Below are 17,682 nucleotides of genomic sequence, written 5' to 3'. Positions count from 1 at the left end.
CATAACCCGTTGAAAAATATGGAAAGGTTTTGATGGAAGCCCCGCGTTCATTCTGCAAGCTTCCACACCGGCTGACCCCGTGTGCCGGTATTGCGGATACGCCCTGCGCGCCGCAGATTGGTCAGTAGGTTGGCGATCTTCTTGTCCTTCTGCACGTCCGTCAGCGCTTCGCTGAGCTTGGGTAGCAGCAGTTGATTGATCTCGGCGCGACTCGCTTCGCCGTACTTGTCCAGGTAGTCGGTGAGCAGCTTGGCGTAGAACTCGTCATCCTGGGCGCGGGTACGGATGTACGCGGCCTTGCTGGCGGTTGCCGCGGCTACCGTCGCCGAGACGTAGTAGTTCGGCTTGCGCCCTTCGATCAACCCGGCTCGCCTCAGTCGGATCACAGCCTCATCCGGGATAGGCAGCTTTTTCTGCACCCTATCCAGCGCCAGCACGTCGGCCAAAGGCAAATCCGTCTTTTGGATCAGCAGGCGGCTGTAGGCCGGGTCGACCACGCTGCCATAGATCGTCATCTTCACAGCGCCGGCTTCGCTTAGGTCGTAGTCGGGCATCGGAAAGTACCGACGGGCTTGCCCCTTGTAGATCTCATGGATGCCGTAGCCCATGGTGTCGATCATGTTTAGCTCGGCCATCGCGCTCGCCAGGAACGGATTGCGATAGCGACGAGGTGTCTTGTGGCCCTGAACGTATTCCTCAGGCAGCCCTTCGAAGAAGGTGCCTTCGTTCTCAAACACCAGTCGGTCCGGCAGCTCCGTCATCAGTACCCGGCCGTTGCGGGTGTAGTCCTGATGGGCGATGCAGTTGTGCAGGGCCTCCAGCACGATCTTCTGGTCGTACTTGGACACCTCCACCGGCAACAGCTCATTCTGGGGAAGCAGGCGCAACTGAATATTGCGAATGCGCTGGTACAACCGCGTGGTGTTCAGCAGGAAGGGCGGGCCGAAGTGCTCATAGGCACGTTCGGGCCCTTCCAGCTTCCATGTCAGCTGCGCCGGATTCGGTGACAGATGCCACGTCGCCTCGGCCTTCCCGAGAAGGAGCAAGGCCGCGCGGGTGACCTGGCCGTTCTGGGTCACCCTCGCTCTATCGAGGAAGGTGGCTAGCGACCAGTTCATCACCTCATCGGGCGCAAAACGGTTGGCGTACTTCTGGGCGAACGATTCACGCGCCTTGCGTACGGCGTCGCCATCCAGCTCAGCCAGCGTAGCTCCCGGCACCACTTGCGCCGTCCAGTCTTGCATAAGGGTCTGCTGGCGGATCTCGTCCAGCTTGTCCAGCCCCAGTGACACGAGGCTTTCGCCGACGCGGGCGTAGTAATGCCCCTTCCACGCAATCGGGATGCCACGTGGCGCTGCCGGAATCTCGAACAGCACCACCCGGCCGGCCGGATCGTCCAGTACGTGGATGTCTCGAAAGGCGATGCTTGGCTCGGTGCCTTGCGCCATCTGTCCTTTCAGTCCGTCCAGCCGTTCGCGCTCAGGGCGGTAGTTGCTTCCCACCACGGCGCGGGTCTTGTCGTTGACGCCAAACACCAGCCACGCCCGCTCCGCTCCGCGCAGATTGGCTTCATTGCTCAGCGCGGAGAAGTACTCGCCGATCGTGTCTGTCTTGTAGTCGTTGCTGGCCTGCTTGAACTCGACTACTTCGTTCTCCCAGGTGGCGATCAGTTCGCTTAGCAACCGCCTCAATTCCGCCTGTTCCATCGTGACGTCCTCAGATGCACTTCACGTCGGTGGCGGGCGACAGCAGCCTGAAAATCTGCTCGACGTTAATCTTGACGGCGCTGTCCTTGAACCCCGCGTCGCGGAACACCACGCGCAAAGGCTTGTGCGTGGCCAGCTCTTTCACAAAGGCCTCGTCGATGCCGCCATGGGCATCGAAGCAGGCGGCTAGTGCATCGCCATCGACGAAGAACACTTCCTTGTCCTGGATCGTCTGCTTGGCGATGGGTAGGGCCAGATCGACGCCCCAGTCGAGCATCACCTGGAACAACAGATCCTCAGCCGTGCGGTCAGGCCTGATGTTGTCAACGAAGAGCTCAATGTTGGCTTTGTCCAACACATCTGGAGCGTAGTAGACATCGGCCATGTTGGAGACGTCGATCCTCAGCGCGCGGAAACCCGTATCCACGTGACCTGTAATGAGGTCCGAGGCCACCTTCTTTCCCGCTTGGCGCAGGCGCTGCTTCGTGATTTCGGCGATGGTTTCGTAGCCAGCGCGACCCGTCGGCTCGGGAAGCTGGACGAGTACGTAGCGACGTTTGGAGCCGTGCGCCGCGTTCACCTTCATGATGGCGTGCCCGGTGCTACCTGATCCAGCAAAGAAGTCCAGGACGACGTCCTCAGGCCCCGTTGCCAGTTCAATCAGCTCAGCCAGCACGTCCGTGTTTTTTGGAAACTGAAACCATCCCTTGCCAACCAGCTCCTCAACCTCAAGCGTTGCCGAACGGCCATCTCGATAGAAGACCGATGAGAACGGCTCGCTGTCGATCTCGAACAGATAGCTTTTACGAGTCGGGATCGTTGTTTCGTCCGGCCCAAAGTGGATCCGCGGCGGAACCTGTGCGAGTGCCCACTTGGTTTTTTCTTCGTCCCATCGCCACCCGGTCGACGGCTTCTTGCAGGGCTTTCCTGTGACGGGGTGAAGGATGTCATGGCGAGGTCGCGACTCCCGGCCGTCATCTGGTCCCGCAAAGTTATCGGCAAAATAGAGGCCGCGATCATCCGACCAGTTGTAATGCTTGTGGGCTTTGCGCGGGTCGCCGCTAGGAAGTTGTTTGTACCAGGCCATCATTGCAGCGCGGATGGACTCGTGGTCTCCGCCCAGATTGACCTTCATCTCGTTGTATTTTGCGAGAACCTCATCCGCCCCTTCCTTCGGCCGTCGCCAAGGGCCTTTGGCGAGCACAGCCGTCTTGTCACGGACGTAACAAAGCACGTACTCGTGCACTTTAGCTATCAGTTTCGAGTCACCCTTTTTGGATCGCTGCCAGACAATTTGACCGACGAAGTTCTCTTCACCAAACACCTCGCCGCAAACCTTGCGAAGGTTGTCCGATTCATTGTCATCAATGGAGATGAAGATGGCCCCGTCCTCCCGCAGCAGATTCCGCGCAAGCTTGAGCCGAGGGTAGATCATGCTCAACCAGTCAGAATGGAACCGGCCGTTGGCTTCTGTGTTGGCGATCAACCGTCCACCTTCCACATCAGTCTGATTTGACTGTCGCAAGTAGTTATCTACGCTGTCGCTGAAGTCGTCTTCGTAGATAAAGTCCTTGCCGGTGTTGTACGGCGGATCGATGTAAATCATCTTCACCTTGCCAAGATACGACTCCTGCAGCAGCTTCAACGCGTCAAGGTTGTCGCCTTCGATGAACAGGTTTTTAGTGGTGTCGAAGTCCACACTCTCCCCGCGGCACGGTCGCAGCGTCTTGGCGATCGGCGCGTTGGCTGTCAGCAGCGCCTCACGCTTGCCCGGCCAGTCCAGGCGATAGCGCTCCTGCGGACCTTCGACGAGCGACTCGGAAAGCTCTTGCCGCAACTGGTCGAAATCCACCACCAGCTTCACGCTGCCATCTTCGCTCCTAGCCTCGGTGACGCAGCCGGGAAACAGCGCGCGGATGCGGGCGATGTTGTCCTGGGGGAGGTTGGGGGAGTGCATGTCCAGTTTATCCATCGTTTTTCTGCTTCTTGGGTCAGCTGGCTTGGCGCTGCTTGCAACGAGCGATCAGCCTGAGTGAGTAATGCGGTTGGTCAGATGCGTGGGCAGGTGTCCAATGACCACTCTGGCAGCATCGGCGTCGTACCAAAAGTAAAGCCGAAAAATAGTGGCCGGGTCGAAGCCAACGCCGGCTTTAAGGTGTTGGTCCAGCCAGATGTCGCGCCCGTCGTACTGTCGCCGGTAGTCCCGCTTGTAGCGGTGGTCGTCGAGTGCGGTACCTACGGCCGAGAGCTCCAGTCCTAGCTCGGCAAGGGTTTGCTGGCTTGCTTGGAATGGGGCGGGGTCGTCTTTGTCGCGAGTGCGCATGGGGACGTAACAGCGTGCAAGGTAATCCAGCGCCTTGTAGGCCAGTGGGATGTTCTTGAACGGTGATTCACGAGCGGCTTTGGCCGCTTGAGGCAGCAGCACGAGCTTGTTGTCGCCGTAAACCTCAACCCAATCCTCCAACTCGTCCCAAGAGTCGGGGTAATAGCTTTCGTCGGTCGTTTCATCCTCTAGTGGATCGCTTTCGCTCCACTTGGTTTGTAGCTGATATCGTCTGCGCCGTAGCTCCTCTCGTGCATCATCGCGTTCGCGACGGGTAGCCAGCAGCTCCTCTCGCAGGTCTATGAGCTGTGCGTCTAGCTCATTCGCCTTCGTCCGATGAGCAGCTAAGGCGGACTCCAGCTCTTCCCGGATAGCTTGAAGCCGACTGATTTGCTCGTCTTTGGAGGCTGCGGCATGCGAGGCTTGAGCGCGTAAGGCGGCGAGCCGCTCTTCCGAAGTGCGAAGACGCTGTGCAGCAAGGTGTTGGCGGATGACCTGGAAGGGTGGGACGCGTTCGTCCAGATCCTCGGCTGCTGTGCTGGTTGCGCAGGCCTCCTCGAAGAGGTCGTTGACAAGCCACTTGGGCAGTTGATTGCCTTTCAGGGGCCATACTGGATGCAGGAAAGGATCGGACGCGGTGGTGAAGCCGGGGCGATACAGCCGCACGGCATGGCCGTAAACCGAGCGCTCCCGTCCTAGGCGTCGGATGAGTTCGTAAGACACAGGTGTGTCTATGCAGACGACGTGAGCCACACCCGTGAGGCGCCTTGCTAGTTGAGCAGCCGAAGCGTCGATAGGCCCAGAAATGACGATGACCGGCTGAACCCGTTCGGCGTTCAGAAGTAGTTGAACGAGTGGTGGCGCGTCCTTCTCGCTGGGCAGATGTGTGGCGGTATTGAGCAATGCGGAGCCCGCATCCATCAGTCCGACATCTTTGGCGATGTCCGCGACAACTTGAGGTACGCCACTGGCCACCGGAAGAGGCGCTTCTTCGCTACTGCGGACCTGGATGAGGCGCAAGCCAAGGGCTGGTAGGTCGCCATTGATAAGTGTGGCCTCGACACGCCAGATGGCGCCCTGTTCCATAGATCGGCGGTCGTCGAAGCGAAGCGACCAGATGCGCGTGCCATCACTCTCTATGGTGACCTCACCATCTGGCGACTCGATGTGGTTGTTGCCAATCGGGTCGTTAGCTCGGAAGCCCTTGTTTTTGAGCCATTGCAGGATGCTCGCCCTGGTCTTGCTGAAGGTTTCGTCTTTCGCTTGGTTTGCACGTCCCAGGCGCGCGGCGAGAGCCAGCACATTGACTGTGCCGGCGCGCCTCGAAATGCGCGGTCGCGGTGGTCGCGTATTGGGTGCGTGGCCGGGTCTAGGCATGCTAGCGGGGCCGGCGTCAGCGGCGCCATTCTCGGCGGGGCGCTCTTGCACTTCCTCAAGCGCGCCCTTCGCTGCCACCTTTCGATCAGGTCCCTGAGGAGGGAGATGGGTGCCGGGCGCGTCTGGATCGCGCTTGTCTAACTCGACCAACACTTTCGCGACCCAGAGCAGCAGGTTGAGACGATCATCGTCTGCCGACTGGCCCGCCGCTTCGGCAGGTGCTTGGGCCAACAAATCAGCAGTCGTAGCGAGTGTGCTCCAGGCTAAAGACTCGCCACTAGAGCCCTCGGTCGCGTTGCAAAATCGCCCTGTATAGAGGTCGATGTAACCCATAGGTGGTACGCAGACGACGCGAGCGACTTTGCCCTCAACAGACACAGACGTTCGTGTTGCGATCGTCGCTGCAACCTCGGTTTGATTCTCCCTCGCCACGCCGCGGCCGATATGGGTACGCAGACATTCGTAGCCCATAGCAAGCGCATCTATCGCTTCCTTGGCGGGCTGGATAGCGTGCTCCTTCTTGGGGGGCGTCGCCGACAGCCACCACGTGCTCTGCCCCAGGTGTTGGGGTTCGCCATCAGCGAGATCGAACCCGATCGTTTCGCTGGTTGCGAATCCGTAAGCGCGGAGGAGCGCGCCTACGAGCATCGCCTCTGCATGGAGATGACAAGAGATGAGGCATTTGTGCCCTGCGGCAACTGTGCGTAACGACTCCGCCAACGCTACCGTCCGCTCGAAGTCGTCTGGGACAGGGAGGACCGTAAGATCTGGTGGCGTATCCAGACTTTGTAGATGTTTATCCCAGCTCTTCAACAGAACTTGCTGTGGAGGCTGAAAAAGTATGGGCTTGGGTGCCTTTCCGTACTCGGGACGCCTTGATGTGCACACGGTGATCGCGTGCTTACGCGCTGGGTTAAGCGTCTTCGCATAGAGCGTAAGCCAACGACCACCGGCCTCTGCGTACCAGCCACCAGCGTCTGCAAACAGAAGGTTTATGTTCGCCTTGGAGTCGATCTCGGGGGCAAGATGGGCTATCGCAAAAAAGGGTCCACCGTAGACGGTGGCGAACCTTAGCTGCGCTTGTTCCTTGAAGCGGCTTATGAACTTGCCGTCGGCGCGATCTTGGATTGCAGCGTTATATGCGCATGCCGTGGTCATCATGAAGGCTTTGGTGTCACTCATTCATTCGTCTCCAGCAACCTCAGTTGGTGCCTGAGCTCTCGCACCGCGGCGTTGATCTCCACTTTACGATTGAACTGCCTTTCCTTCTCAAGGCGTGCGACGGTCTTATCTACCTCGCGCCGCATGGCCTGCACTTTCCCCGTGCGCTCTACTAAGTCGGCTAGCGATTCCCGCGGCCGTGCTGGCAGCGGTATAAGCGGTGTGAGGAGTTGCTCGTACAACCTGCCAAGGTTCAATGCGATCGGCATGGGCGCGCGCGGGAGGTCCGCTGACAGCCAGCCGCTCGCGAAGTAGTCCGAGATAGTCCAGCGATCTGAGGCCGCCTCGCTGGGGCGCTTGTAGGCGGCAACGACCTGCGTGCGCTCCCCGAAGGTCAGCTCGAAAAGAATGGGGAATTGCACCGCGCCGTCGATGCAGCGCAGCACGTCGCGGTGCAGCTCCGGTGTCTTGAGCTGGAGACGGAAAATCTGGATCTCCGGCACGCCGGGCCGGGCAGGCAGGTTGATGGTTTCCGGAGCGAGCTTGTATTGCCAGACGATCTGTTCGACCTGTTTGACGAACAGATCTTTGAGCCGGGTGTTAGCCCCGCTGTGTTCGTAGATCTTGCTTTTGGGCAGCGTGCGGCCAAAGGCGGCCTGTTCGGGGTAGCTGACTAGAACGGAAGAAGGGGCTTGGTTCATTCCGCGTCCTGGATCACCAGAAAGGCGATCAGCTCGAAGTCGTCCAGACCCGAGATGGTGTGCGTGAGTGCCGTCGTCCTGCCACCGCTGAATAGGCTGTCCAGATCTTTCTCCTCCTTGACCTCGATCATCGAACGGATGGCTTGCCCCAACAGGTCGGAGTAGGCCTCCATCTTGCGCCCGTCCGCTGTCTCGTGATTGAAGCGCTGGCATAGCTCCAGGAAGGGTTCCGATTGCCCCTTGCAGCAGGTGCGGGCCAGGTCGAGCAGGCGCTTTACCTCGGTGTGGTCGTGGATGACGTTGCCGTCGCGATTGATGTAGACGATGTAGTAGGGGTGCAGCCGGTTGTGCTGGGGAACGTTGGCGGCCGGGTTCACGGCCGAGTTGCGATTGCGCAGGGTGAAAATCACGCCGGGCTGCAGCCCCAGCTCGGGGTTGGCGCGCACGATGGCGTGCATGCCATTGGGTATCTTGTCGAGATCGCCGTGCGCCTTGACATAGTTCAACAGGTCCATGCGGAAGTCGTTGAGGCCAAGATCGGTGATGGACACGCCCGTCTTCAGGTCTTCCAGCTCGATCACCTCCTCCTGCAGGCGCCGCAGCTGCTCTTTGCGGTAGGACACGTCGTTGGCTTGCGCGGAGAGCACGTTGTCGTCGCCGGTGGCGGTAACGTCGGCGATCATCATCCGGCTCTCGACGCGCTCCTTCAGGTTGATGTACTCGTCCAGCGAGATGTCCGGCCAGTAGTTGACCAACTGGATGCTGCTGTTGGGCGAGCCGATGCGATCTACGCGACCGAAGCGCTGGATGATCCGCACCGGGTTCCAGTGGATGTCGTAGTTGATGACGTAGTCGCAATCCTGAAGGTTCTGACCTTCGGAGATGCAGTCGGTGCCAATAAGGAGATCGACTTCCGTCGCTTCGTTCGGCAGCACGACCGCTTTCTCTTTGGAGCGGGGAGAGAAGAGCGTGAGTAGCTCCTGAAAGTCATAGCCTCTCGCGAGGGTCGACTTGGGCGCGCCCTTTCCCGTGACCTTGGCGGTGTGCAGGTCTCGGCTGGTTAGTAGCTCAGGAGCAAGATTTGCGTACAGGTAGTCTGCCGTGTCGGCGAAGGCAGTGAAGATCAACACCTTCCTGTTGCCGGGATTGATCGGGTTGGCGATCTTGTCCAACACAAGCGCTTTGAGGTGTTGGAGCTTGGCGTCGTCGTTAGGCGTGATCTTGTTCATCGAGGCAAGAAGCGCCTCGATGACGTCCAGGTCACCTTTAAGTTCGTGTTCCCAGGACGGCAAGTCCATATCGACGAGGCTAATCTTGACCTTGCCGCCAATGAGGTTGTCACCCTCATCCAAATCGAGCAGGTCGTCGTCTTCGGCGTCGAGATCTTCCAGTACGTCGGTCAGGTCGCCCACACTGGCAGCGCTGTCGGATCGGTTGAAGGCGGCGATCTTGGCCAGCGTACCTTGATGATTTTTGCGTAGCGACTCTAGCGTAAGCCGGAACGAGGCCACAGAGCTTTCCAGTCGCTTGAGCAGGTTCACCGTCATGAGCGCTTGCAGGCTCTTTTCACGGTCGACCTGACGCAGCGTCCCCTTGCTGCCGACCTTGGTGTCGTACATCTCCTCGTACTTCTTCAGGCGGCTTGGCAGGATGTAGCTGACTGGGGCGTACACGGCGAGCTTGAGCCGGGACAGCTGCTCAAAAATCTCATTGAAGCCCATCACGTCCGATCGTTCGGTCAAGGGGCGATGGAACGACAAGGGTTTGCGTCGCTCGGGGAAGGGGCCAATGTCCTTGGTGTCGTAGAACGTCTGGATATGCTTCCGCGAGCGCGCGATGGTCACGCTGTCCAGCAATTCGAAGAAGTCAAAATCCAGTGCATCCAAAATCGCTCGCGGCGTGCGTTCCTCCGCTGGTAGCTTGGACCAGGTGTTGAAGGCCGCTTGGGCGTTGCGGAAAACTTCTTCCACAGACTTGCTGGTGCGCAGCTTTTTGCTGAGGTTTTCCGAATCCCCTTCGTACGCCAACGCCAGCTGGTTGCGCAGATCGGCGAACCGGTTGTTGACTGGTGTGGCCGAGAGCATGAGCACCTTCGTCTTCACGCCCTCGCGGATCACCTGGTTCATCAACTTCTGGTAGCGGGTTTCCTTGTCCTTGTAGGCATCGTTGTTACGGAAGTTGTGCGACTCGTCGATGACGACCAGGTCGTAGTTGCCCCAGTTGATGCGATTCAGTGGTGTGCCGAACGATTCGCCGCTGGTGCGGCTCAGGTCGGTGTGGCAGAGCACTTCGTAGTTGAAGCGATCGCGGGAAAACAGGTTGGTCTTGAGGTTGCGGTTGTAGTTGAGCCAGTTGTCCGCGAGCTTCTTGGGGCAGAGCACCAGCACCGACTTGTTGCGCAGCTCGTAGTACTTGATGACCGCGAGAGCGGTGAAGGTTTTGCCCAAGCCCACGCTGTCGGCCAGGATGCAGCCGCTGTAGGTCTCCAGCTTGTTGATGATGCCGGTGGCGGCATCCTTCTGATAGTTGAAGAGCTTGTTCCAGATCAACGTGTCTTGGTAGCCCGTGCGGTCGTTGGGCAGCACGTCTTCGTCGATATCGTCCAGGAACTCGTTGAAGATGTTGTAGAGCATCAGGAAGTAGATGCTTTCCGGAGAGTTCTCCTGATACACCGAGGCGATGTGGTCGCAGATCTGCGCGGTGACGTCTTCGAGCTTTTCCGGGTCATTCCAGATTTGATCGAAGAGGCTCAGGTACTGAGCCGTAAGCGTTGGCTCATCGATCTTGTTGACGAAGTTGGAGACTGCGTTGCCTTGCTGGTAACCCAGGTCGACAGCGGTGAAGCCATGTAACGGCATATAGGCCGTGTCTGCGCCCATCGACTGGGCACAGACAAACTGCTGCATGGGAGCTTTGCTGCGGTTGCTCTTGAACCTGGCCTTGCGCGCGAGCCAGTCGGCGCATTCCTTGGCAATGGCGCGTTGTGTGAGCTTGTTGCGCAGCTGGATCTCGAACTCGCTGCCGTAGAGGCTGCGCTCGCGGTCCAGCTTTGAGATTTGAAACTCACGCCGCTCCCGACGGATCTTGTCGGTCACTTCGTCGGCGACGAAAGTCGGCGTGGTGAAGATGAAGCTGAGCTCCTCGATCTTCTCCAACTCCGCCTTCAAGGCCTCATAGGCGTACATCGAGAAGCAGGATGCGGCGACCTTAAGCTTGGTGCCGCGCTTGAGGCTTTGCTTAAGGTCGTCGCCGAGGAGGCGGTTGATGTTGTCGATGATTTCCATCAAGCGAACCTCGGGCCGACAACGACGTGTAGGTCGGCCTGAAGGTCATGCGGTCGACGTGCTTCAAGTGCGGAAGCATGTGCGGCGTCGTCTGGTAGGAGAGCACAGGCGAATTGCGCACGGGCAGTACGGTAGGTGGTCAGATGACCTGGCATCACCGACGTCTCGGGAGCGGCGAGGGTAAGGCTGTCCCAGTCAAGGCCTTCCATGTGGTTGCTTCTCCCCGTGTCGCCCCCTGGGGCAAAGTCCTCGTGATTCTCGCATGGCGGCATTACGTCGCGCTCCCACGGCTCACTGGCCCGGCAGCCTGGCCGGGGCGCGTTTTGAGCATCCAATCGAGGCGTTCGATGTCGAGTTCAGCGAGGACTGCATACGTGCAAAAATGCGGATCCGGCGCGGTTCAGTGCATCCGATTGGGTATCAGCGAAGTATGCGGGTATTTAAGCGGGTATCGCAGCTTGACGGCTCGATCGTCACCCATTTGAATCAAAGAGATACAACGCGTATGTTGCTGATGATCGACAACTACGACAGCTTCACCTTCAACCTCGTGCAGTACCTCGGCGAGTTGGGGCAGGCGGTGAAGGTGGTGCGCAATGATGCGCTGGACGTGGCGGGCATCCGCGCGCTGCAGCCTTCGCACATCATGATTTCGCCGGGGCCGGGCACGCCCGACGACGCGGGCGTGTCGCTGGACGTGCTGCGCGAACTGTCGGGCGAGGTTCCGGTGTTCGGCGTCTGCCTGGGCCACCAGGCCATCGGCCAGGCCTTCGGCGGCAAGGTGATCCGCGCCAAGCAGATCATGCACGGCAAGACCTCGCCGGTGCGCCATCGCGGGCAGGGCGTGTTCGCCGGGCTGCCCGATCCGTTCGAGGCCACGCGCTACCACTCGCTGGTGGTGGAGCAGGGCTCGCTGCCGGATTGCCTCGAAGTCACCGCGTGGACGGAGAACGCCGACGGCTCCATCGACGAGATCATGGGCCTGCGCCACAAGACCCTGCCGGTGGAAGGCGTGCAGTTCCACCCCGAATCCATCCTCACCCAGCACGGCCACGACATGCTGGCGAACTTCCTCGGCCTGCCGCGGCGGAAGCTGGCGGCATGAGCGCGCGGGAAATCACCATCACGCCGCAGGAAGCCCTGCAGCGCACGATCGAGCACCGCGAGATCTTCCACGACGAGATGATCGCGCTGATGCGCCAGATCATGGCGGGCGAGGTGAGCCCGCTGATGACCGCGGCCATCGTCACCGGCCTGCGCGTGAAGAAGGAAACCATCGGCGAGATCACCGGCGCGGCGCGCGTGATGCGCGAGCTGGCGCACAAGGTGGATGTGCCGGGCGACACCGGCCACCTGCTCGACATCGTCGGCACCGGCGGCGACGGCGCCAGCAGCTTCAACATCTCCACCGCATCCATGTTCGTGGCGGCGGCGGCCGGCGCGCGCATCGCCAAGCACGGCGGACGCAGCGTGTCGTCCAAGTCCGGCAGCGCCGACGTGCTGGAGGCGCTGGGCGCGCGCATCGACCTCAAGCCTGCGCAGGTGGCCGAGTGCCTGGCCGAAACCGGCATCGGCTTCATGTTCGCGCCCAACCATCATCCGGCGATGAAGGTGGTGGCGCCGGTGCGCAAGGAAATGGGCGTGCGCACCCTGTTCAACATCCTCGGGCCGCTGACCAACCCGGCCGGCGCGCCGAACATCCTGATGGGCGTGTTCCACCCCGACCTGGTCGGCATCCAGGTGCGCGTGCTGCAGCAGCTCGGCGCGCGGCGCGCGCTGGTGGTGTGGGGACGCGACGGCATGGACGAGATCTCGCTGGGCGCGGCCACCCTGGTCGGCGAGCTGCGCGACGGTGTGGTGCGCGAGTACGAAGTGGAGCCGGAGGACTTCGGCCTGGCCATGGCCTCCAGCCGCAACCTGCGCGTGGCCGACGTGGCCGAGTCGAAGGCGATGCTGGAACAGGCGCTGGCCGGCGAGCGCGGCGTGCCGCACGACATCGTCTGCCTCAACGCCGGCGCGGCGCTGTATGCGGCGAACGTGGCCGATTCCATCGGAGCCGGCATCGACCTGGCGCGCGCCACGATTGCCAGCGGCGCGGCGCGTGCGAGAATGCGCGACTTCGTGCAGGCGACACAGCGGCTGGCCGGGATGGCATGATTGGCTTGACGGTGCGACGACATTTGCGCCGCCACGATGCTCCGGCCCCGACTCCCCCAAGCCCATGACCGACATCCTCAATCGCATCCTCGCCCGCAAGGCCGAAGAAGTCGCCGAACGCCGCTCGCGCCTGCCGCTGGCCGAACTCGTCGCGCGCATCCCCGACCTGCCCGACACGCGCAGCTTCGCCGCGGCGATGGAGGCGAAGATCGCCGCCGGCAAGCCCGCGGTGATCGCCGAGGTGAAGAAGGCCAGCCCCAGCAAGGGCGTGATCCGGCCCGACTTCGACCCGGCGGCCATCGCCAAAAGCTACGAGAAGGGCGGCGCGGCCTGCCTCTCCGTGCTCACCGACAGCGACTTCTTCCAGGGCAGCGAAGCTTTCCTGCAGCAGGCGCGCGCGGCCTGCTCGCTGCCGGTGCTGCGCAAGGACTTCATCATCGACCCGTACCAGGTGCACGAGGCGCGCGCCATCGGCGCGGACTGCGTGCTGCTGATCGTCTCCGCGCTGGACGACGACGTGCTGCTGCAGCTCTCGCTGCAGGCCGCCGAACTCGATCTCGACGTGCTGTGCGAAGTGCACGACGAGGAGGAGCTGGAGCGCGCGCTGGCGCTGCCGGTGCCGCTGATCGGCGTCAACAACCGCAACCTGCGCAGCTTCGAGACCTCGCTGGAAACCTCGCTGCGGCTGCAGGAGCTGATGGAGTACGACCGCATCCTGGTCGCCGAGTCCGGCATCCGCACGCCGGACGACGTGGCGCAACTGCGCGAGGGTGGCATCAACGCCTTCCTGGTCGGCGAGGCGTTCATGCGCGCCGAGGATCCGGGCGCGGAACTGAAGCGTCTGTTCGGCACGAAGTGAAGCCCATGCAGCACGAAGACATCGAGCCGTCCGCGACCACGGGCGAGGAGGCGGCGTCGCCGCGCGTGGCGCTGTTCGACTTCGACGGCGTGCTGCTGCACGGCGACGCGTTCGCGCTGTTCGTGCGTAGCCGCTACGCGCGCTCGTGGCTGCGCAAGCTGCTGGTGCTGCCCTGCCTGCCGTGGTTGCTGCTGGTGCTGCCGTTCTCGCGCCGGCTTGCCCTGCGCACCCTGGTGCATGTCGCGCTGTTCGGCACGGGCGAGGCGCGCTACCGGGCGCAGGCGCAGGCCTTTGCCACCGAGCTGGTGCAGCACTCGCGCCGCTTCAACCGCGACGCGCTGCGCCGGCTGCGCCGCCACCAACAGGCCGGCGACCGCGTGATCGTGGTGACGGGCTGCGAGCAGGCACTGGTGGGCGGCATCCTCGACCAGCTCGGCCTGGGCGACGTGGAGCTGCTCGCCTCACGGCTGCGCGCTTCCGCCCTGGGCATGCGCACCGGCTTCCACAACATCGGCGCGAACAAGCTCAAGGCGCTGGCCGCGTACGGCGTGCGTGATTGGCAGGTCGCCTACACCGACTCGCTGATGGACGTGCCCATGCTCAAGCCCGCCGCCGAACCCGTGCTGGTCAACGGCACGCCCAGGCTGTGCAAGAAGATGGATGCCGCGCTGGGGCGCGTGGTCGGGCGGGTGGAGTGGCATTGATACATCCAGGCCGTTCGCGCTGAGCGTAGCCCGCCCAGCGGACGCACGCGGGAAGGCACCATGGATGGTGTTGGCCTTGAGGAGCGAGGAAGTCGAAGCGTCGCGTCTGGCATGCCCTTTGACTGCGCGCCCGCGGCGCTGCGCTCAGGGTGAACGGGGCGAGGCGATAGCCAGCGCCACCGCCTCCGCCACGCGGATGCCGTCCACCGCTGCTGAAAGGATCCCGCCTGCGTAGCCCGCGCCCTCGCCGGCCGGATACAGGCCGCGCGTGTTGAGGCTTTGCAGGTCGTCGTCGTTGCGGCGGATACGCACGGGCGAGGAGGTGCGCGTCTCCACGCCGGTGAGCATCGCGTCGGGCAGCGCGTAGCCGCGGATCTGGCGATCGAAGGCGGGGATCGCGGCGCGGATCGCCGTCACCGCGTAGTCGGGCAGCGCGCTGGAAAGGTCGGTGAGGCACACGCCCGGCTTGTATGAGGGTTGCACGTCGCCGAAGGCGCGCGATGCCTTGCCGGCAAGGAAATCGCCCACGCGCTGGCCCGGCGCGCTGTAGTCGCCGCCGCCCATCTGGAACGCATGCGATTCCCAATGCCGCTGCAGCGCGATGCCGGCCAGCGGGCCTTCGCCGTAGGGGGCGTAGTCGGCCGGCGCGATGTCGCAGACGATGGCTGCGTTGGCGTTGCGCTCGTTGCGCGAGTACTGGCTCATGCCGTTGGTGACCACGCGGCCGGGCTCGCTGGTGGCGGCCACCACGGTGCCGCCGGGGCACATGCAGAAGCTGTACACCGAGCGGCCGTTGCCGACGTGGTGCACCAGGTGGTAGTCGGCCGCGCCGAGGATGGGGTGGCCGGCCTGCGGGCCGAAGCGGGCCTGGTCGATCAGCGACTGCGGATGCTCGATGCGGAAGCCGATCGAGAACGGCTTGGCCTCCACGTACACGCCGCGCGCATGCAGCATCTCGAAGGTGTCGCGCGCACTGTGGCCCAGCGCCAGCACCACGTGGTCGCTGCGCAATTCCTCGCCGCCGGCCAGCCGCACGCCGCGCACGTGGCGCTCGCCGTGCGCGTCGGTTTCCACCAGCAGGTCGTCCACGCGCTGGCCGAAGCGGATCTCGCCGCCCAGCGCTTCGATGGTGTTGCGCATGTTCTCCACCATCGTCACCAGCCGGAACGTGCCGATGTGCGGCTTGCTGACGTAGAGGATCTCCTCCGGTGCACCGGCCTGCACGAACTCGGTCAGCACCTTGCGGCCGTGGTGCCGCGGGTCGCGGATCTGGCTGTGCAATTTGCCGTCCGAGAACGTGCCCGCGCCGCCCTCGCCGAACTGCACGTTGGAGTCCGGATGCAGCTCGCGCTTGCGCCACAAATCCCAGGTGTCCTTGGTGCGCTCGCGCACCGCCTTGCCGCGCTCCAGAACGATGGGGCGGAAGCCCGACTGCGCCAGGATCAGTGCCGCGAACAGGCCGCAGGGGCCGAAGCCGATCACGATGGGCCGGTGTTCCAGCTTCGCTGGCGCCTGCGCCACGAAGGTGTAGCCGGTGTCCGGCGTGGGCTGCACGTGGCGGTCGCCGGCGTGGCGCGCCAGCAGCGCGGCTTCGTCGGCCACCTCCACGTCCAGCGTGTAGATCAGCGCGATGGCGCCGCGCTTGCGCGCGTCGTAGCCGCGGCGGAACACGGTGTAGCCGCGCAGCGCCTCGGGCCGGATGCCGAGCTTGGCGCGGATCGCGGCGGGCAGGGCGTCTTCCGCGTGGTCGAGCGGCAGCTTGATGTCGGTGAGGCGCAGCATCGGCGAGGCTTGGCAGGGCGAGGCTGTGGATTTTCGCAGATTCGCGGGCGCCTTCCGCGGCCCGCCGGCAGCCCCGCGAAGGAAATCGGTGGATCAGGCGGCGGGGTGGTGCGCCGGCCGCAAGCTGAGCAGCCACGTCGCGGTCATGCAGGCGCCCAGCGCCAGCAGCCATTGGGCGCCCGGGGTGCCCGGAGACGGCAGCAACTGGCGGAAAGCCGGCAGCCACGCGTCGCCGTAGAGGACGGTCACCACGCCGGCCGACACGGCCAGCACGGCGATCAAGGCGGCGGTGAGCGCCCATTCGAGGCGCGATTCCGCGGCCTGTCCCCGCGCCGGTGCGGCGGCGGCCCGTGCCGCCATCTGCCGGGCGAAATCGGCGGGCAACGCCTCGGGCATGGGTTCGCGCAATGCCCGCGCCAGCAGGCGGTAGCGGCGCACGCGGCCGTCGCCATTCGACGGGTCGAGGCCAAGGCGCTCCGCGCGCAGCGCGCGCTCCTGCGCCTGCCATTCGCGCTCCTGCGCGGGGTCATCGAAGGGAACGTCGTCGAAGGGAGGAAGGTCGTGGTTCATGCCGCAACTCCTGTCCGGTTTTCCAGTGCCTCGCGCAGGCGCAGGCGCGAGCGGAACAAGTGGCTCTTGATGGTACCCCCGGCCAGCCCGGTGATGCGCGCGATCTCGGGGATGGGGATTTCGTCGAGGTGGTACAGGGTGAGCACGGTGCGCTGCACGGGCGGCAGCGCCTCGATGGCTTCGTGCAGGTGGCGCCGGGCTTCCTCGTCCGCGAAGGCGGCTTCGAGGTCGAAGCCGTCGCCGATGTTTTCCAGCAGCGCCGCGCCTTCCTCGTCGTGCGCCTCGACCAGCGGGATGCGCTTGTGCTGCAGGTGGCGCAGGGCGATGGTGTATGCCACGCGGCCGATCCAGGATTTCAGCGCGCTCTCGCCGCGGTACTGGTGCAGGCACTGGTGCACGCGTAGGAAGGTGTCCTGGCACAGCTCGCGGGCGTCCTCCGGGTTGCGCACCATGCGCTGCACGATGTGCCAGCACAGGCCCTGGTGCTCGCGCACGAGGCGCTCGAACGCGCCGGGCCGGTTGGCCAGCACGGCTTCCGCCAGGGCGCGGTCGTTGGGGTGGGCGTCATCCATGACGCAAGGGATACAGGCAGGCGCGCAACGGTTGCAGCGCGTCGGCTGCAACCGTTGGCCGGCGGCCGGTATCCATGGTTCCGAAGCCAGTCATTCCACCCGACCATCCGGAGGTACCCATGAACATCGACTTCGTTCCGATTACGTTGTTTGTCTGCATCGCCTACGCCATCAAGGTATGTGTGGACGCGATGGTGCGCAAACGCATGGTGGCCACCGGCGGTTCGGCCGAGCTGGTCACCTCGGTGCTGCGCGACGAGGAGCTGCGCCGCCGCCATTCCTCGCTGCGCTGGGGCATCGTGCTGCTGTCGGTGGCGCTGGGCTTCGGCCTGATCCAGTGGTTCGGCTGGCAGGAAGTCACGCCCGGCCTGGTCGCCGTGCTGGCGGGCGCCACCGGCCTGGGCAACCTGGTGTTCTTCGTGGTGTCGCGCAGGATCGGCTGAAGCCGCCGCGGCGCGGGCATCGCCGGCATGCCCGCGCACGGAC

13 protein-coding genes are annotated in these 17,682 nt (G+C 63.2%); 5 read left to right on the top strand and 8 right to left on the bottom strand.

Annotated features, from left to right (window positions below; genetic code table 11):
• Positions 1 to 47: 47 nt before the first annotated feature.
• From ACZ5Z2_RS15095 to ACZ5Z2_RS15075, 5 genes are read right to left on the bottom strand one after another with little or no spacing between them, the layout of a single operon-like run.
• Positions 48 to 1,706, bottom strand: a complete 1,659-nt coding sequence (locus tag ACZ5Z2_RS15095; RefSeq protein ID WP_464759422.1) for an RNA-binding domain-containing protein — start codon at positions 1,704 to 1,706, stop codon at positions 48 to 50.
• A gap of 10 nt (positions 1,707 to 1,716) precedes the next feature.
• A complete protein-coding gene (locus ACZ5Z2_RS15090) occupies positions 1,717 to 3,678 on the bottom strand; it encodes a site-specific DNA-methyltransferase (RefSeq protein ID WP_464759421.1) in 1,962 nt (653 codons plus the stop codon).
• A gap of 51 nt (positions 3,679 to 3,729) precedes the next feature.
• A complete protein-coding gene (locus ACZ5Z2_RS15085) occupies positions 3,730 to 6,588 on the bottom strand; it encodes a hypothetical protein (RefSeq protein ID WP_464759420.1) in 2,859 nt (952 codons plus the stop codon).
• Complete coding sequence (locus ACZ5Z2_RS15080; RefSeq protein ID WP_464759419.1) at positions 6,585 to 7,268, bottom strand: DUF4391 domain-containing protein; 684 nt, start codon at positions 7,266 to 7,268, stop codon at positions 6,585 to 6,587. The genes ACZ5Z2_RS15085 and ACZ5Z2_RS15080 overlap by 4 nt, the downstream gene beginning before the upstream one ends.
• Positions 7,265 to 10,552, bottom strand: a complete 3,288-nt coding sequence (locus tag ACZ5Z2_RS15075) for a helicase-related protein (protein WP_464759418.1) — start codon at positions 10,550 to 10,552, stop codon at positions 7,265 to 7,267. The genes ACZ5Z2_RS15080 and ACZ5Z2_RS15075 overlap by 4 nt, the downstream gene beginning before the upstream one ends.
• 505 nt (positions 10,553 to 11,057) lie before the next feature.
• Here ACZ5Z2_RS15075 and ACZ5Z2_RS15070 point away from each other — a divergent pair.
• From ACZ5Z2_RS15070 to ACZ5Z2_RS15055, 4 genes are all read left to right on the top strand, one after another.
• A complete protein-coding gene (locus tag ACZ5Z2_RS15070) occupies positions 11,058 to 11,657 on the top strand; it encodes an anthranilate synthase component II (RefSeq protein ID WP_464759417.1) in 600 nt (199 codons plus the stop codon).
• Positions 11,654 to 12,709: an anthranilate phosphoribosyltransferase gene (gene trpD / locus ACZ5Z2_RS15065; protein ID WP_464759416.1), complete on the top strand. Its 1,056-nt coding sequence runs from the start codon at positions 11,654 to 11,656 to the stop codon at positions 12,707 to 12,709. Before ACZ5Z2_RS15070 ends, trpD begins: the two co-directional genes overlap by 4 nt.
• A gap of 64 nt (positions 12,710 to 12,773) precedes the next feature.
• A complete protein-coding gene (gene trpC, locus ACZ5Z2_RS15060) occupies positions 12,774 to 13,568 on the top strand; it encodes an indole-3-glycerol phosphate synthase TrpC (RefSeq protein ID WP_464759415.1) in 795 nt (264 codons plus the stop codon).
• Between the two features lie 5 nt (positions 13,569 to 13,573).
• Complete coding sequence (locus ACZ5Z2_RS15055) at positions 13,574 to 14,272, top strand: HAD family hydrolase (RefSeq protein ID WP_464759414.1); 699 nt, start codon at positions 13,574 to 13,576, stop codon at positions 14,270 to 14,272.
• A 144-nt stretch (positions 14,273 to 14,416) separates the two neighbouring features.
• Here the strand turns inward: ACZ5Z2_RS15055 and ACZ5Z2_RS15050 are convergent, their stop codons facing one another.
• The 3 genes from ACZ5Z2_RS15050 to ACZ5Z2_RS15040 form a co-directional block, all read right to left on the bottom strand.
• Complete coding sequence (locus tag ACZ5Z2_RS15050) at positions 14,417 to 16,054, bottom strand: NAD(P)/FAD-dependent oxidoreductase (protein ID WP_464759413.1); 1,638 nt, start codon at positions 16,052 to 16,054, stop codon at positions 14,417 to 14,419.
• Between the two features lie 93 nt (positions 16,055 to 16,147).
• A complete protein-coding gene (locus tag ACZ5Z2_RS15045; RefSeq protein WP_464759412.1) occupies positions 16,148 to 16,624 on the bottom strand; it encodes a hypothetical protein in 477 nt (158 codons plus the stop codon).
• Positions 16,621 to 17,196, bottom strand: coding sequence for an RNA polymerase sigma factor (locus tag ACZ5Z2_RS15040; RefSeq protein ID WP_464759411.1), 576 nt, complete (start codon positions 17,194 to 17,196; stop codon positions 16,621 to 16,623). Before ACZ5Z2_RS15040 ends, ACZ5Z2_RS15045 begins: the two co-directional genes overlap by 4 nt.
• Before the next feature lie 119 nt (positions 17,197 to 17,315).
• On the opposite strand from ACZ5Z2_RS15040, the gene ACZ5Z2_RS15035 reads away from it, so the two are divergent.
• Positions 17,316 to 17,639, top strand: a complete 324-nt coding sequence (locus ACZ5Z2_RS15035; protein ID WP_464759410.1) for a hypothetical protein — start codon at positions 17,316 to 17,318, stop codon at positions 17,637 to 17,639.
• Positions 17,640 to 17,682: the final 43 nt, after the last annotated feature.

This window comes from Rhodanobacter sp. G1 (assembly GCF_055397855.1).
This window is presented reverse-complemented; position numbering and strand designations above follow the sequence as displayed.

Bases quoted from the DNA above. Each gene is read 5' to 3' on its own strand.
- ACZ5Z2_RS15080 (WP_464759419.1), bottom strand. From the start codon at position 7,268: ATGAACCAAGCCCCTTCTTCCGTTCTAGTCAGCTACCCCGAACAGGCC.
- ACZ5Z2_RS15090 (WP_464759421.1), bottom strand. From the start codon at position 3,678: ATGGATAAACTGGACATGCACTCCCCCAACCTCCCCCAGGACAACATC.
- trpD (WP_464759416.1), top strand. From the start codon at position 11,654: ATGAGCGCGCGGGAAATCACCATCACGCCGCAGGAAGCCCTGCAGCGC.
- ACZ5Z2_RS15075 (WP_464759418.1), bottom strand. From the start codon at position 10,552: ATGGAAATCATCGACAACATCAACCGCCTCCTCGGCGACGACCTTAAG.
- ACZ5Z2_RS15050 (WP_464759413.1), bottom strand. From the start codon at position 16,054: ATGCTGCGCCTCACCGACATCAAGCTGCCGCTCGACCACGCGGAAGAC.
- ACZ5Z2_RS15070 (WP_464759417.1), top strand. From the start codon at position 11,058: ATGTTGCTGATGATCGACAACTACGACAGCTTCACCTTCAACCTCGTG.
- ACZ5Z2_RS15045 (WP_464759412.1), bottom strand. From the start codon at position 16,624: ATGAACCACGACCTTCCTCCCTTCGACGACGTTCCCTTCGATGACCCC.
- ACZ5Z2_RS15055 (WP_464759414.1), top strand. From the start codon at position 13,574: ATGCAGCACGAAGACATCGAGCCGTCCGCGACCACGGGCGAGGAGGCG.
- ACZ5Z2_RS15035 (WP_464759410.1), top strand. From the start codon at position 17,316: ATGAACATCGACTTCGTTCCGATTACGTTGTTTGTCTGCATCGCCTAC.
- ACZ5Z2_RS15095 (WP_464759422.1), bottom strand. From the start codon at position 1,706: ATGGAACAGGCGGAATTGAGGCGGTTGCTAAGCGAACTGATCGCCACC.
- ACZ5Z2_RS15040 (WP_464759411.1), bottom strand. From the start codon at position 17,196: ATGGATGACGCCCACCCCAACGACCGCGCCCTGGCGGAAGCCGTGCTG.
- ACZ5Z2_RS15085 (WP_464759420.1), bottom strand. From the start codon at position 6,588: ATGAGTGACACCAAAGCCTTCATGATGACCACGGCATGCGCATATAAC.
- trpC (WP_464759415.1), top strand. From the start codon at position 12,774: ATGACCGACATCCTCAATCGCATCCTCGCCCGCAAGGCCGAAGAAGTC.